The following is a 16,350-nucleotide window of genomic DNA, read 5'->3' as shown; positions in this document are numbered from 1 at the left end:
AGAAATGGTTAATATTTAGTACAAATCCTATTCTTGACGTGGGATTTGTTTATCCTTTGAATCAAGATCGTCTATTTCTCCATCAACTGTTCCTTCCATGTAAGCATCGCTCACTTGCTCATGCGTCGTTGCTAAACCTTGTTCGATTTCATCATTGCTTTGATAGTAAGCAGGTTCATACGTTTTATCTGCGATTTCTTCTGTTTGCTTTTTTTCTTTAGCCATCTTTATTCCTCCCAAAAAATAATTTTTCCATTACTACTTTTTACATTCCTATAACTAATTATGTAAATGTGATTAAAGTACTCAAACTAATGAGCACTTCAAAAAATTTTACATATTATTCTCAAAGTGACGAAAGCTAGAAAAGTATACATGCACTACATAAATTTGGAGGGATAAAATTGGTAAGAAAAATCATGGTTTTAACTTTGGCATTGTTCGTTGCTTTTCCGATGTTTTCGCAAGCAGAAATTAAATTTTTCCAAGAGCCACCGTTTTCACATTACAAGGTATCTCCTGGTGATTCATTTTGGTTTATCGCTAAGCGTTATGGACTTGATTATCGTGAATTAATGAGATTAAACCCAGATGTTGTACCGACAAACATGCAAGTAGGTTCAGTTATTCGTTTAAAGCCCGATTCAGCACATCATAGTGCATTTGAAGACCAAGTTGTGGAATTAGTAAACCAACAACGTGCAAGAAATGGATTGTCTCCACTTACTCATCGTGCAGATGTAAAAAATGTCGCGCATAGAAAAGCGGAAGATATGATTAATTCAAATTACTTCTCTCATAACAGTCCAAACTATGGTTCGCCATTTGATATGCTACGTACATTTGGCATTAGCTACACAGCAGCAGGTGAGAATATCGCTAAAGGTCAAAAAACACCTCAAGAGGTAATGAATGCATGGATGAACTCTCCAGGTCATCGTCAAAATATTTTAAGCGGACAGTTTGATACAATCGGTGTTGGCTTCTATAATGGAGCATGGGTTCAAATGTTTATTAAAGCACGTTAAAAACAAAATCCGCTTTGCGGATTTTGTTGGAAGCAATGGGCGAAGCCACTACATGTATAAAGTTCATTGACTAGTGGGTTTCTTGGCGTTGAACGAGTAGTGTGCGAAGCCATTGCCCATCTATGAATATGCTTTCAATCTCAACTTATAAATGGCACAACGCGAAAAAGGCTTATCTTCCCAAAATTAAGTAGGGGAGAGTAAGCCTTTTTCTTATTTCAAAAATGAATCTACAGTATTCCAAAACATGTCATTTTCAAGTCCCATGCGCCACATTGAGATGCCGCCTAGGTTATATTTTTGAACAAGCTCCATTTTTGCGGAGATACTTGATTCATTTTCAAACCAAACTACACGCTCTTTGCTCGCTTCATCCATGTAATAGAAATAAGGGGATTGAGTTTTTGTGTCAAATTGTACTGTTGCATTTGATGATGCTAGAATCGTATCAATTTGTTTAAGTGAAAGAGCCCTAATTCCTTCACCCGTTGAGCTATACCATTCATATCCATAGGCAGGTAAGCCAATAAGTAATTGTTCTGAAGGGACGATTGAAGTAGCATATTTCAATACATTTTCAACCCAATCTACTCCAGAAGTTGCTCCTGGTAGTGACCAGATTCCAGCATTGTCATATGACATTAGCTGTAATTTTGCATATTGACCTAAAAATTCATAGTCAAATGTACCACTCCAAGCCCACGTAGGATGATCTGCAGTCTTTGCTGTTACAGATACGATAAAATCATAGCCTCTAGGTTGAAAGAATTCTGACGCCTCTTTAATAAATTGATTAAATAGTGCACGATCGGAAGCGTACATGTTTTCAAAATCAATATTGACCCCATCGTAGCCTTTTTCAGTCACAACATGATAGATGTTTTCAATGGTTTTCTGACGAAGTTCAGCATTTGATAAGATAGTGTGCGTAAGTTCTGGTTGAAAGTGATTTTGAATCGTTGCATACGTTTTAATATTGTGTTGTTTTGCTAATTCACGTGCTTCTGGTGCATCAATTACTTCAATTGAACCAAGCTCATTCACTTGATAGGTTGTAACAGCAATTGAATTAATAGAAGAATGATAGTTTCCTAGTGACTGATAAGACGTTAAATCATTTGTCCAATATTTCGTATAATACCCTAGTACAAGGAAGTCATCAATTTGATTCTCTTCCTTTGGTTCGTCAATAATAGGTGAGTAAACAGGAATAATAAGTACCTGTCCAACAAAAATCACATCACTTGTTAACTGATTAGTATCTTTAATTTGTTGAACAGATACACCGAATCTGTTAGCAATTAACCAAAGGGTGTCACCAGACTGAACTATATATGTAACAAGTTGTTCATCATTTTGAGCGGGTTCGTCTAATACAATTGGTTCTTCAAACTTCTCTTCAGGTATTTCTATAACTTCTTCTGTCTCAGTTTCTTGTACAGGTTCTTCTTGTGGTGTTTCAATTTCAACTACTTCTTCAGTACGATTATGCCGACTATTATTCCCGGCATTCCCTGGTCCATTGCTCTTCGTAGAATCATCTACAGTACTATCATCTGTTTGTTTCCAAGCGGGACCCCGTGCTTCAGACTCAATTGTCACAACTGGTAAGAAGGCCAGTAACATAACAATGAAGACCATAAAAAGATTACGTTTCATACTAGTTCCTCCTAAACTAATAGAGTGATAAATCTTCCTTCTACTAAATCTTACCTCTATTAATACAATACTGTAACAGGGGGTTACTGGTAATTTAATAGATGGAAATAAGAATTAAGCTCTCTACCTAATACACCCCTAACTAACTTTAACTCCCAGTTTCAAATTAAAAGGCTGGCCCAATCAGACTTGGACCAACCTTTTAATTCCTTAACTCTTTTAAAGAATAGAATGTACCTCTCCATACAATACCACCACGTTTTGCGGTAAGTGTAGTCGCTCTAATAATTGAATAAATAAACAACAATGCAGTAATAGGAAAGACAAAGAAGTAGCGAAGGGCATTATCAGACATTAAATTCACTGTTTGACTGTAAACAAGAAAGAGAAGGACGATGCAAATACTATATAAAAATCTTGTCAAACCATCCGTAACAAATAGCGCAATGAATGGCCATACCTGCGAGAGAAACACTCCACCTATTGCAAAAAGGACCATTGAATAGCGATAATAAAGTCCAGCAAATGTATTCTTCTCTAATCCAATCAATGCTTCTTTTAATGATGGATACCACTCCACTTGTAAATGGGATAAGGCAGTAACAAGTCGCTGTTTTCCACCACTCTTCTTAATTTGAACACCTAGCATTAAATCATCGTCTGGGCGTTCACGAATCTTCTCATGTGTACCGATAAGCTCATACATTTCTCTCGTTACTAAATTAAATGCCCCAATTCCAATCGCTGCTTTATTTTTGTCATCATTTGCTTTCCAAGGTCTTTTAAAATAAGAAAATCCAAATAAAAAGAACGTAATAAATGCCTTTGTCCAAAATCGCTCCACATTCATGTTAGGGGAGAGTGTGAGATGGTCTATTTGATTTTCCACCGTGTACGTAATTGATTTTTCAATTGTATCTTTTTCATACATTACATCTCCATCAGTAAACAGTAAATAGTCACCTTTAGAAGCCTGGTAGCCGTGATATAGTGCATGATTTTTTCCTAACCATCCTTTATCTAGAGACGTGATGTGAAGAGGTGTCATTCTAGGTTCTTCACTAGATAATCGGTCAATGATGGCTCCTGTTTCGTCCGTAGATCGATCATTCACAACAATCCATTCGATATTTTGATACGTCTGCCGGAATTGAGAACGTAAGCTTTCCTCAATAGCACCAGCTTCATTTCTCGCAGCAACAATAACCGATAAGAGAGGACCATTATTCAACAGCTGTTTATTTTCTTTTATATTTTCTAATTTCGGAAGTTTTCTCATACCAATAGCTGAATCTATTAAAATAACAATCCAAAATAGACAAGTTATGTAACTAAGAACGGTTAAAAGCATCATATCACCCACATTTATTTTTCTCTAGTGTATCAAAAGTAAGATCGTTCATCACCTAATTAATATTGGTAGGCATAGGGTGGAAAATATTACAGATAGAATATTTTGAATATTATTCCAGTAAGTAGTATATTTCAATTAAGTCAATGAGGGATTTGTGTATCCTTATTGGCTTTTTATTAGGACGGATACATGACAAAAGTTAGAATTACATAATATTTTTATATCGTCATTACATGAACCTAGAATTTTTATAATTTTTTGACTATATTCCATTATTTAGCTATAATTAAAGTTTATAAGGACTATGGGGGGATGAATATTGTTACAAAAATTAAAATCATCGATTAGGTTTAAATTACTTACCACAGTACTACTTATTACGTTAATTCCGTTAATGCTCGCTGGTTTTTTCAATTACCAAACATCATCTAGTGCTTTATACTCAATTGCCGTTCAAGATTTAGAATACATTACAACACTAAAGGCAAATGAACTTAATCAAGTATTAGATGGAGACTCAACAATTAGTACTGAAAAAAGAGAGGAACTTAATGAAATCATCCAAGATGTTCACCAAAATTTTTATCAGCCATCTGGATTAAGTGGTTATGGCTATGTAATTGACGAAAAGGGGATCGCTCAATTTCATCTAAATCCAGATTTAGTTAATTTTGATACGTCTGAGTTTGATTGGGCAAAAGAAATATTATCGACAAAAACTGGTTACTATGAATACCCGTGGGATGGGGAGATGCGGGTAGCTTCATACGAAGAATTAAATAATGGTTGGATTTTTGCGATAACATTACCGTTAGATGATTTGTATAAACCAATCGAACCAGTAAAGAAAAATATGTTTATCCTTAGTTTCATTTTCTCACTTGCCGCAATTATTATCGGGTTCTTTATTGTAAATAAAATAACTAACCCAATGAAGGAATTAGTAAAGGCAATGAAGGTAGCTGAAACTGGTGATTTACGAATGAGTGTAAATGTTTCTTCTACTGACGAGGTTGGTCAATTATCTAAGATATATAACGAAATGATTGCATCGATTAAACGAATGCTTCATAAAATGCAAGACGTTTCTGAACAGGTAGCTGCGTCTTCTGAACAGTTAACAGCAAATGCGAATGAAAGTGCAAGAGCTTCAGAACAAATTGCCATTAGCTCAACAGAAATTGCCCACTCATCTGAGCAACAGCTTGAATCTGCATCAGACTCAACAGATTCAATTAACAGTATGAGTGAACAAATTAATTCAATTATTAACCATGTACATGAAGTAAACCAGAAATCAAAAAGTGCTACCACTTATGCTGAAGAAGGTGAAACATACTTAAAGAATGTTATTACTGAAATGGGCGATATTACAGAAAAGTCAGGATTAGCTCATAAAATGGTCAATCATTTAGGGGAGCGTTCAGAATCGATTAAAGGGATTATTTCAACAATTTATGATATAAGTGAGCAAACGAATCTTTTAGCACTGAATGCGGCAATAGAGGCTGCAAGAGCTGGTGAGCAAGGGAAAAGCTTTGCTGTCGTAGCTGATGAAATTAGAAAGCTCGCTGCACAATCAAGTAAATCAGCATCAGAAATTGCTGATTTGATCGAACAAATTAATAAAGAGATTTATAATACTATTTTGGCAATGAAAGAAAATACAGAAGCAGTTGGAGACGGACAACAAGTTGTAATTGAAGCTTCAGAATCCTTCAACAAAATCATTACCGCTATTGAAGATGTAAATAGCCAAATAAGTGAAGTGACTCACTCTGCTACTGAAATTGGTGAAGGTACTAGAAAGATCGTTTCTAGCTCCGAGCAAATTATGAACTTATCACAAAATGTTGCAAGTGGTACGGAAGAAGTTGCCGCTTCTTCCGAGGAACAAACAGCAACAATGGAAGAAATCACTGCGTCTTCTGAAATGTTAGCTCGAATGGCAGAAGAGTTACAAACTGAAGTTAATAAATTTAAAATTTAATTATGACTTTTTCTTAGGACCTGTTAAACGAACCAATTTGACAGGTCTTTTTTTATACAAAGAACATCCAATAATTGATCAAAAAATTATTGGATGTTACAACTAATAATTCAGAAATATCAACATTTTCCAATCTAAATATAGTATATTTAACAAAAAACTAATTCTGGAGGTAACAAAGTATGAAAATAAGAGTACTTGAAGTAGACCGCACAAAAGAGTATCAGCAACCAATGGAAGCACTCAAAGACATTGGATTTTCTGTAATTGGAAAAGCTGTTATTACAACAAATGATGGTCATGAAGTGAATGATATTTATGAAAAAGACGGGGAAACAATATATATTTTACACGTCGATAATACGAGTACATTTATTAATAGTATGACTGTTTGTACGCTAGAGGCTAAATCCGATTACCAACTAATTGGAAATTAAACCTATAATAATGTGAATAGAAGGGCAAGATAATTTCAAACACAGTTATAGGAGTTAATCAATGTGAGTAAGAAGAGGCAGCAACTAATCATCGTACTACTACTTACACTAATGCATATCAAGTTCAAATCCTGGAGAATGTTTCCAAAGTACTACAAAGGAATGTTTTTTATAAGTTTCTTAAATTCATTTTATTATTACCTCTGTAAAAGGCATTTAGTTTGGGAGTTTACACACGTATGCTTCAAATGGAGGCTTTTAAGAGCTGTACATATTTTTTATGTTACTCCTTCATTAGTGTTATTATTTTTAACTAAATTACCAAACTCGATTTCTCAACAAACTGTTTATTTAATAAATTGGCTATGCGCTTCATTCATATTTGAGTACTACTTAGTCAGGAAGAACATACTTAGATTCAAACATCGCTGGAATCTCTATTGGTCACTTCTCGTCTATTTAAAAATATATGTTTATGCTTATTTATACACTATAAAGCCGTTAGTGACATGGGTTTTATCAATTTTCTCAGCTATATTTTTCTCTGTTAAATTCAAAGTCCCATTAAAGAAAAGGTTATTTAAGGGGCCATTCTTTCTTCTCTACAAAAAACGTCCTTTGCTTTTTCCATTTGAAATAAGATTTAAATAAAGAAGAGGCTGAAATAAGGGGAAATTCCCTTTACACAGCCTCTTTTTCTATCTAACCTTGTAATGATTTTTTTCGTACAAAAAATTTAGGTTCAAGACGGACAAAAAATTTAGTTTTTCCTAAAGAAAAAATAAGTAATGCACACCAAATGAATATGAACGAACCTAGATGTGACGTTGTGAAAGGTTCATTGAATAGAAAAATTCCTAACACTAGCATGATCGTAGGGGCAATGTATTGAAAAAAGCCGATTAACGATAAAGAAATTCTTCTAGTCCCACTTGCAAATAATAGTAGAGGCACTGCAGTTGCAATACCAGCACCAAGAAGAAGCCAGATGTTCAACGGAGCTTCGAAAGTAAATGACGAGCCACTTGTTCTCCAAATATACCCAATAAAAATTAATGCAAATGGTGTAATAAAAAAGGTTTCAATTGTAAGTCCAGTCAACGCCCCAACATTCGCCATTTTTTTAAAGAGACCGTAGAAAGCGAAAGTAACTGCTAATGCTAATGCAGCCCATGGAAAGCTTCCAAATTGAAATGTCATATTAAAAACACCGATTGCTGCAAGAATAACTGCAACTGTTTGCCAAAATGATAATTTTTCCTTCAAAATAAGGATTCCCAAGAGTACACTTACTAACGGATTAATATAATAGCCTAAGCTTGTTTGGATTACTAGGTCATTATTGACGGACCAAATAAATAGAAACCAGTTAATGCTAATTAAAACCGAAGCTAAAATGATACTAATTAGCTTTTTTCTTTGTTTCATTAACTCTTTCACTTCGGTGACAAATGTTTTCGATTTACCTAAGACACCAATAATCATTAGCATAAAGACAAATGACCATATGACGCGATGGGCTAATATCTCCTCTGTTGGCACATGGTCAAGAAGTTTCCAAAAGAGAGGCAAAAATCCCCACGTAATATATGCTCCAATAGCAAACATAGCACCCAAAAGATGTTCTTTATTATTTGATTGCTCCAATGTATTCCCCTCAATTCTTCTTTCATATGTACGATTACTAAGTATTTTCGCATCTCGAAATAAAATTCTAATCCTAGTTTAGGGCTAAACAGTCATTTATGCAATAATCAAATCCTACTAGTTGATCTTCCTTTTTGTTTAGTATAAAATTATCTCGAATTCAAGATATATTAGTAGGAGGTTTACATCCATGAAAATAAATGTGTACGGACCAGATAAACAGGGTGTAGGACAATTTGACGGAGGGAAAATAACTGAACAAAAACCAATAGGATTTCCAGGGGACGGTGCACATGTAAAACGGGTTGGACCACTCTTTTATTGGTCATGGGCACAAGCAGAAAAAGCAGGTTACATTCCTAGACATCCTCACGAGGCATTTGAAATAATTACGTATGTTATTAATGGGAAGGCAGAACATGGGGACTCATTAGGAACAAAAAGTGTAGTTGGCCCTGGCGGAATACAAGTCATGCAAACAGGATCAGGTGTTGCTCATGAAGAAGGCTTTGTTGGCCCAGACATGGAGGCATTTCAAATTTGGTTTGAACCTTATATTAACGAAGCAGTGAGAAGACCACCAACTTATAATCAGTATACTCATGAAGGATTTCCTTTGAAAGAAAAGGATGGAACGACACTGAAAACAGTGATAGGACAAGATTCTCCAGTGGAGTTAGTGGCAGATATTCAAATGTGGGACATAATAATACAATCAAATAAAAACCTTCAGTTTCCTATTGAAAAAGGCTACTCATTAGCCATTTTAGCCATAAGAGGGAATGGTAAAATTAACAACCAACAATATAATCATAAAGATTTCATCATCCTAGAAGTTGAAAGTGATGAGCTTGTTTCTTTTGATACAGATGATGAAGAAGTTCGTTTAATCGTTATTAAAGCACCAACAACTGTTGATTATCGTCTCTATCCAAAATAAAAATAAGGCTTTCTCATGATCACTACTATAAAAAAGTAGACACTAATGAGAAAGCCTTTTACTATGTATAGAAGCAGGGGTTACCTGCTCCTATAATCCATTATATTTAGCTAGTTTGAGGTGGGTGTTGCTGACTATTGCTGTTGAGAGCCACTCATTTGTTGCTCAGCCATTTGAACGAGACGCTTTGTAATCTCTCCACCAACTGAACCATTTGCTCGTGAAGTTGCATCTGCGTTTGGTTGAACACCAAACTCTTGTGCAATCTCATACTTCATTTGGTCTAGCGCTTGTTGCACTCCAGGCACTACTAATTTGTTTGAACTATTGTTGTTAGCCATTTGTAAAGACCTCCTTTGTATGGTGTACCCATATCGTGTGTCATTTCCAACATAATATACAACTTTCATTAAAGTAAAAATTCCCAATATAAAAGGAGAACTATAAAGATGGAATGGAAGCTAATAAAATTTGAAGAACTAACAACTAAAGAGTTGTACGCTATTATGAAAGAACGAGTATCTATCTTTGTCGTAGAGCAGCAATGCCCCTATCACGAACTAGATGATTATGATCAAGCAGCTTATCATCTTTTTAAAGAAAATGAAGGGGAAATTATCGCCTATGCCCGAGTTTTACGTCACAACATAATTTATAAAGAAGCAACCATCGGACGAATTATTGTGAAAAAAGAGTTTAGAGGTTCCGGATTAGGAAGAGAACTATTAGAACGAGCTATCGAATTTTTAGAAACAGAATTAGATGAAAAAGTAATCAAAATTCAAGCACAATCTTATTTAAAAGAGTTTTATAGTTCATTTGGATTCGAACCAATTTCAGAAATTTATTTAGAAGATAAAATTCCTCATCTAGATATGAAAAAAGGGGGACTAATAGTTAATTGCTAATGGTTAATGGTTAATTAATAGCTTACTTAAAGGGGGAAAAGGGGAATGGAGCTTAACTGGCAGTCGAAAGAGCAATTAAAAAAGCTAGTACAATCACTTGTACGGATACCAAGTGTTACTAGTTCACTAGATGAGAATCGAATGAGTGAACATATATATGAACTTCTACACTCATTACCTTACTTTCAGGAAAACCCTGATTATTTACAACTTCACCATACAGAGGATAATCGTCAGGTGATTACGTCTTTAGTGAAAACATCTAGCAATAATAAGAGAACCGTCGTATTAGTAAGTCATTTTGATGTGGTAGGTGTTAAAGATTATGGCCCATTTGAATCTATCGCATTTGACGCAGAACAATTGACAGATTACTTCTATGAACATCCTGAAACATTACCTGAAAACGTAGCAAATGAATTATCAGGAAGTGAATGGTTATTTGGGAGGGGTACACTTGATATGAAATCAGGAATAGCTCTTCATTTATCAATAATAGAAAAAGCAAGTCAACCTGATAACCCATTTGAAGGCAATATCTTATTTTGTAGTGTATGTGATGAAGAAGCAAACTCTGTTGGGATGCGAACAGCCGTCCCTATCATTCAATCATTAGCAGAGAAACACAACTTACAATTAACCGCTTGTCTTAATTCTGAACCTGTACTTAGTCAATACCCAGGTGATGACAGTAATTATCTTTATACTGGTTCAATCGGTAAAGTAAATGCTGGATTCCTTTGTTATGGGAAGGAAGCTCATGTAGGCGAACCGTTTTCAGGGTTAAATGCCAATTATATGGTTGCTGAAATCACACGTGAAATGGAGCTAAATCACCACTTTACAGAACAATTCTTAGGAGAGACAACTCCACCACCAACGACAATGCTTCAGGAAAGCTTAAAAAAGGAATACTCAGCTGTAGTAAGCCATCATGCCGTGACTATGTTTAATCTATTTTTAATGGATAAGCCAGTTGATCATTTGTACGATCAATTATGCGAAGTTTCAAAAAAGGCAGCCACTTTAATTGAAGAGACATACAATCATCGAAGAAGCAAACACATGAAAATTAATTCAACTAAAAAATTTCAAGTACATACATATAGTTGTAAAGATCTTATAGCATTTGTTACAGCAAAATACGGATTAGAAAAAATTGAAGAAGTTTACAAAAGCATTAACCAAAATAAGCTTCATAAAGATGACCGTCAATTCACAATTGAACTGATTGATAAGCTTGCTCATTTATGTCAAGAGAAATGGCCGATGATTATCCCGTTTTTTGCACCACCTTTTTACCCGGCTGTGACAAACCCAAATGAACCAGTCATTAAGAGGATGGTTCAAACTGCAATCGCTACTGCAAAGGAGCAGTATCACATGGAAATACTGCCGATTCATTTTTTTCCTGGCGTTTCAGACTCTAGCTATACAAGTTTACAAAAACCAATCCATACCTTTAATGCACTTAAGGAAAACATGCCACTATGGGGGAAAGGATATACGATTCCACTTGAGGTTATGAATGAAATCAACATACCGGTCATTAATATCGGACCAATTGGGAAGGATCTCCATAAATGGACAGAACGTCTAGATGTTAGTTATGCATTTGGACCTTTAAAGCAAATCCTAGAAGAAGCATTACATACAGCGTTTAGTTATGATAAATGAGGTGTTCAAGTGAAACGAGTAAAGCTTAGAGAGTTAGGAGTTACAATAGGAAAATTACCAACAGGTAAGAAAAACTGTATAACAGATGTGAGTAATATTAAAGTTGGACAAGTGACACTTAAAAAAAATCTTGAGAACAACGAAGCGATTTGCTCAGGTATAACAGCGATTCTCCCACACTCAGGAAATCTTTTTCAAGATAAGGTACCTGCTGCTCACTATGTTATTAATGGTTTCGGAAAAACGACTGGTTTAGTACAAGTTGAAGAACTTGGCGTCATTGAAGCTCCTATTCTACTTACAAATACGTTTGGCGTACCTGCTGCAACACAAGGGGCTCTTGAATATATGTTAAAGAAAAATGAAGAAATTGGTGATACAACTGGTACGATTAATATTGTTGTTGGAGAATGTAACGACAGCTATTTAAATTCCATTCGGTCATTTCCTGTGAATCCTGAACATGCAATAGAAGCAATAGAGGCAGCTAGTAACAATGCAGTTGAAGAAGGGGCTGTTGGTGCAGGAACTGGTATGGTCTGTTTTGGATATAAAGGTGGTATTGGCACATCATCACGAATAATTACAACTGAATACGAAGAAACCTACACTTTAGCAACACTTGTCTTAACAAACTTTGGTAAAAGAGAAGATTTTCGTTACTGGCAATATAATCGTACGGAGGATAAATTACAAGAACCTCTCAATACTTAAACGGGTCCATTATGATTATCGTTGCTACAGATGCGCCTGTATCAGACAGACAACTGAAACGTATTGCAAAGCGAACAACAATTGGTTTAGGAAGAACAGGTAGTCATGCTAGTAATGGTAGTGGAGATATCGCGATTGCCTTTTCTACAGCACAATCGTTCTCACATTGCCCTAAAACAGCTAACGAAACTTCGATACAAGTAAGGGATGATTCAACTACTATGAATTCCTTATTTCAAGCCACAGTAGAATCGACTGAAGAAGCTATACTTAATTCATTAACGAAAGCGACAACTACCGAAGGACGAATGGGGAGAGTTGTTGAAGCGTTTCCATATCACACAATAACAAAGAAAAACTGAGTGGGAATCTTCCTCACTCAGTTTCGTTTTGTATTAGATGTGATTAATTGCTTTATGCTTTATAACACTTTAAGCGAACTTATAGTTATTTTTGTAACTTCTCCAATAGTTCTTGAACAAATTGTATAGTTTATACATATTAGGAGATTAAAGGGGTATGATGAAATAATTTTTTGTAGAATCATTTTATTTTTATAAAATGATTGTTCTCTCAGTGAGAAATTTCTGTTACACTTACCGCGTGGTATTGAATTACCGGAAAGGAAGATGGGTATGTTGCAAGTAATTATCATTTTTGTAGCACAGCTTTTTTATGTCCCAATTCTAACTCTTAGAACAATTTTTGTTGTTAAAGGGTTAAAGACACAAGCTGCTGCAATGGGAATTTTAGAAGGTATCATCTTTGTTGGTGCTTTAGGAATGATTTTTAGTGACCTCACTAATTATATGAGTATGGTTGCCTATGCGCTTGGCTTCGGTATTGGTGTTTACCTTGGTGGAATGCTAGAAGAAAAGCTTGCAATTGGCTATGTGACAATAGAAGCAAACATACCAGTTAGAAATGACGAGCTTACAAACAAGCTGAGAGAGGTTGGATTCAGTGTTTCCACTAGTGAAGTAGATGGTATGAATTCAACAAGGTTTCTGTTATATTGTACAGCTAGAAGAGATAGAGAAAAAGAATTTTATAGGCTAATAAGTCAGTATGAACCATCTGCGTTCGTTGCATCTTATGAACCACGGAGTTTCCAAGGTGGTTATATAACAAAAGCGATGAAGAAACGACGCGAACTCTTCCTCAAGAAAAAACAACGAAATGAAGAATCAAATCATAAAGCAATGTAATAAATAGATTTAGAGGCTGACTCAAAAGGTAACCCACCTTTTGAATCAGCCTCTTTCTTTTTACTGAATGAAAATCTTCTACTATTCAAACGATATGATCAATACTTCTGGCGAAAGGATGAGTCTCATGGATAAAAAAGAAATTACAAACAAAGTAGAGAAAGTGAAAAATGGACAATCTTCTGTTGAAATATTTGATATTGTACGTCCCCCTGAGGACTTAGGTGATGCAGTTGAACTCCGTTATGAGGAGGACAAATTTAAAGCAATTGTATTTGACCCTGAAACTAGTCAAATTTACGCTGAAAAATATATTAATGACCCTGAAGAAGTCTGTTCATTTATAGAAACAACAGTGAAATAAGTGTATGTAAATGTGTCACAATAGACCACTCAATAAAGTTGTGCTCATGACTTCGGGCAATACTTAGGGGTTGTGCCAACAGGTAAAAATCGACCTAATGTCACAACCCCTTTAATTCGTTAACCTTCAGACGTTACATATTAGGCAACGTATGCAGAACCAACGATAATTAACAAGATGAACAACACAACGATTAACGCAAAACTGTTATGCATTCAATAACACCTCCTAAGCTGTGTTACATTAATACCATATGTATCGTAAAGGGATATGGTTGGACGTTTGCCTAATTATCGTGAATTAAGGCATTCGCCGTTACGTAAGTATCAATATTACTTGTCTTATCCAATCCTTCATAATTATGCTAAAATTGGTCATACAATATTTATAGAGACTATACACATTTTTATATATGTCTATAAACGAGCAAACCTTTGTGAATATAAGCTCTCTATTATTGTGTACTCCTAATAAGACGGTATCTACTACAGAAAGGGGTTATTTAATGACTGCATATAAGTCTCGAGAAGAAGTACCTTTGAATGAAAAGTGGAACTTAGAAGATATTTATCCTAATTTACAGAGCTGGGAAGAGGATTTCAAAAAAGTTGGTAATATGATTGACGACGTCAAAAAGTTTGATGGAGCAATTCACGGAGCTAATGACTTGTATTCTTACTTATCTCTTGGCGAAGAACTCGGTATGGTTTATAAAAAACTATACGTGTATGCTATGCTACAGGTTGATTTAGATACACGTGTCACAGCGTCACAGGCATTACTTGATCGTGCAAGTCAGCTTGGTCAAAAGCTCAGTGCAGCAACAGCCTTTTTTAATCCATTTTTACTTAGCCTTGAAGAAAAGACGTTACAGTCATGGATAGAAGAAGTGCAAGGTCTAAAGTATTTTGAAGACGATTTGTATGAGTTGTATCGATACAAAGCTCATGTACTAAGCAAGGAAAAAGAAGAAGTACTTTCACAAATGGGGGAGGCCTTTTCGGCACCAAGAAATACATTCGGTATGATAAATAACGCTGATATTAAATTTGGCGACGTTACAAACAAGGACGGAGAAAAGGTAGAGCTTACTAGAGGAATGTATTCAAAGTTAATCGAGGACGATAACCGTGATACTCGTATAGAAGCCTATAAAGCCTACTACAAACCATATGTTCAGCTCCAAAATACCATTGCATCAACATTATCTGCTGCTATTAAGAATAATGTACTTATGGCAAAGATGAGAAATTATCCAACTGCATTAGAAAAATCATTATTTGGTGATATGGTTCCAAAAGAAGTATATGACAATCTCATTAAGGCGACAAAAGAAAATATTGAGCCGATGCATCGTTATATGAAATTACGTAAAGATATTCTGCAATTAGATGAATTACGAGCGTATGACATAGCTGTTCCATTAGTAAAAGATGTAAAACAAGAAATTTCTTTTGACGATGCTTATGATACGATGTTAAAAAGTCTAGCCCCTCTTGGTGAAGAGTATGTTTCAACACTTCGTAGCTTTAAGGAGAAAAGATATTTTGATGTTAGGGAAACACCTGGAAAGCGGTCAGGTGCTTATAACCTAGGCTTATACGGAGTCCATCCTTTTATCTTATTAAATCATCAAGATGATTTAGATAGTCTCTTTACTCTCACTCATGAATGTGGGCATGGGATGCATTCCTATTTAAGTTCAAAACACCAGCCACAGATAAGTGCAGGCTATTCTATTTTTGTTGCTGAGGTAGCTTCAACTGTGAATGAAATTCTACTTATTCGATACTTGCTAAAAGAAACAGAAGATAAGCACATGAAAAAACATCTCCTAAATCATTTTATTGATAGCTTTAAAGGAACGATGTTTACACAAGTGATGTTTTCTGAATTTGAAAAAATTACACACGAAAAATCCGAGCAAGGTGAGCCATTAAATGCTGAAGTGTTTAACACAATCTATGAGCAATTATTTAGAGTGTTTAATGGTGATGAGCTCGTATTTGATGATGAAGTGAAATTTGGCTGGTCTCGAATACCGCATTTTTATCGTCCGTTCTACGTCTATAAATATGCAACTGGCTATGCTTCAGCAATTCATATTGCTGATAAGCTTCTTGAAGGTGATAGTGATACACTTGAGCGTTATTTAACATTCCTGAAAAGTGGAAGCTCTGATTATCCTCTTGAGCTGTTAAAGGCGACAGGTGTTGACTTAACTACACCAGAACCGATACAAAATGCCTTGTCTATCTTTAGCGAACTAGTTAATGAGTTTGCAGAATTATAATAAAACCTACAAAGTGTATCTCCAAACATATTAATTGGAGATACACTTTTTATAATAATTTTAAAGAGAGTAAGTTGCTAATACTCGGAAACAATATATTCACTTACTATTAATTTAAAGGTAGGTGGGTG

General features: G+C 35.2%; 15 protein-coding genes and 1 pseudogene. 10 read left to right on the top strand and 6 right to left on the bottom strand.

Annotated features, from left to right (window positions below):
• Positions 1–27: 27 nt before the first annotated feature.
• Complete coding sequence (locus CD003_RS08080) at positions 28–225, bottom strand: YozQ family protein (RefSeq protein WP_096200629.1); 198 nt, start codon at positions 223–225, stop codon at positions 28–30.
• Positions 226–404: 179 nt separating this feature from the next.
• Here CD003_RS08080 and CD003_RS08075 point away from each other — a divergent pair, with 179 nt between their 5' ends.
• Entirely contained in the window at positions 405–1,028 is a 624-nt protein-coding gene (locus CD003_RS08075) for a CAP domain-containing protein (protein ID WP_257008272.1), read from the top strand.
• 213 nt (positions 1,029–1,241) lie between these two features.
• Here the strand turns inward: CD003_RS08075 and CD003_RS08070 are convergent, their stop codons facing one another.
• Both CD003_RS08070 and CD003_RS08065 read right to left on the bottom strand, forming a co-directional pair.
• Positions 1,242–2,687 carry a glycosyl hydrolase family 18 protein gene (locus CD003_RS08070; RefSeq protein WP_096200628.1) on the bottom strand — a complete coding sequence of 482 codons (1,446 nt, stop codon included), beginning with the start codon at positions 2,685–2,687 and terminating at the stop codon, positions 1,242–1,244.
• Between the two features lie 202 nt (positions 2,688–2,889).
• Positions 2,890–4,041: a glycosyltransferase gene (locus CD003_RS08065; RefSeq protein ID WP_257008271.1), complete on the bottom strand. Its 1,152-nt coding sequence runs from the start codon at positions 4,039–4,041 to the stop codon at positions 2,890–2,892.
• Between the two features lie 394 nt (positions 4,042–4,435).
• On the opposite strand from CD003_RS08065, the gene CD003_RS08060 reads away from it, so the two are divergent.
• Positions 4,436–6,031, top strand: a complete 1,596-nt coding sequence (locus CD003_RS08060; protein ID WP_373558557.1) for a methyl-accepting chemotaxis protein — start codon at positions 4,436–4,438, stop codon at positions 6,029–6,031.
• A gap of 182 nt (positions 6,032–6,213) precedes the next feature.
• Entirely contained in the window at positions 6,214–6,468 is a 255-nt protein-coding gene (locus CD003_RS08055) for a hypothetical protein (RefSeq protein WP_096200626.1), read from the top strand.
• Between the two features lie 702 nt (positions 6,469–7,170).
• On the opposite strand, the gene rarD is transcribed toward CD003_RS08055, so the two are convergent.
• Entirely contained in the window at positions 7,171–8,076 is a 906-nt protein-coding gene (gene rarD, locus CD003_RS08045) for an EamA family transporter RarD (protein ID WP_096202290.1), read from the bottom strand.
• 229 nt (positions 8,077–8,305) lie between these two features.
• Between rarD and CD003_RS08040 the strand changes: the two genes are divergently transcribed.
• The gene (locus tag CD003_RS08040; RefSeq protein WP_096200624.1) at positions 8,306–9,055 is read left to right on the top strand and encodes a pirin family protein; all 750 of its coding nucleotides are present in this window, start codon (positions 8,306–8,308) and stop codon (positions 9,053–9,055) included.
• Positions 9,056–9,189: 134 nt separating this feature from the next.
• Here CD003_RS08040 and CD003_RS08035 read toward each other — a convergent pair whose 3' ends face one another.
• A complete protein-coding gene (locus CD003_RS08035) occupies positions 9,190–9,396 on the bottom strand; it encodes an alpha/beta-type small acid-soluble spore protein (protein ID WP_096200623.1) in 207 nt (68 codons plus the stop codon).
• A gap of 108 nt (positions 9,397–9,504) precedes the next feature.
• Here CD003_RS08035 and CD003_RS08030 point away from each other — a divergent pair, with 108 nt between their 5' ends.
• The 5 genes and pseudogenes from CD003_RS08030 to CD003_RS08010 all read left to right on the top strand — a co-directional run bounded on the left by CD003_RS08030 (position 9,505) and on the right by CD003_RS08010 (position 13,926).
• Complete coding sequence (locus tag CD003_RS08030) at positions 9,505–9,963, top strand: GNAT family N-acetyltransferase (protein WP_096200622.1); 459 nt, start codon at positions 9,505–9,507, stop codon at positions 9,961–9,963.
• Positions 9,964–10,008: 45 nt separating this feature from the next.
• Positions 10,009–11,640 carry a M20/M25/M40 family metallo-hydrolase gene (locus CD003_RS08025; RefSeq protein WP_096200621.1) on the top strand — a complete coding sequence of 544 codons (1,632 nt, stop codon included), beginning with the start codon at positions 10,009–10,011 and terminating at the stop codon, positions 11,638–11,640.
• Positions 11,641–11,649: 9 nt separating this feature from the next.
• Positions 11,650–12,716 (top strand): annotated as a pseudogene (locus CD003_RS08020) (DmpA family aminopeptidase).
• Positions 12,717–12,989: 273 nt separating this feature from the next.
• Positions 12,990–13,562: a DUF2179 domain-containing protein gene (locus CD003_RS08015; RefSeq protein ID WP_096200620.1), complete on the top strand. Its 573-nt coding sequence runs from the start codon at positions 12,990–12,992 to the stop codon at positions 13,560–13,562.
• 127 nt (positions 13,563–13,689) lie between these two features.
• Entirely contained in the window at positions 13,690–13,926 is a 237-nt protein-coding gene (locus tag CD003_RS08010) for a hypothetical protein (RefSeq protein WP_096200619.1), read from the top strand.
• Positions 13,927–14,066: 140 nt separating this feature from the next.
• Here the strand turns inward: CD003_RS08010 and CD003_RS08005 are convergent, their stop codons facing one another.
• The gene (locus CD003_RS08005) at positions 14,067–14,141 is read right to left on the bottom strand and encodes a YjcZ family sporulation protein (protein WP_096202289.1); all 75 of its coding nucleotides are present in this window, start codon (positions 14,139–14,141) and stop codon (positions 14,067–14,069) included.
• Between the two features lie 290 nt (positions 14,142–14,431).
• Here CD003_RS08005 and pepF point away from each other — a divergent pair, with 290 nt between their 5' ends.
• Positions 14,432–16,219, top strand: coding sequence for an oligoendopeptidase F (gene pepF, locus CD003_RS08000; RefSeq protein WP_096200618.1), 1,788 nt, complete (start codon positions 14,432–14,434; stop codon positions 16,217–16,219).
• The last annotated feature ends 131 nt before the right edge of the window (positions 16,220–16,350 follow it).

This window comes from Bacillus sp. FJAT-45350, from assembly GCF_002335805.1.
Classification (GTDB): Bacteria; Bacillota; Bacilli; order Bacillales; family NISU01; genus FJAT-45350.
The sequence above is the reverse complement of the archived record's forward strand: the minus strand, read 5'-3'. Positions and strand labels throughout refer to the sequence as shown.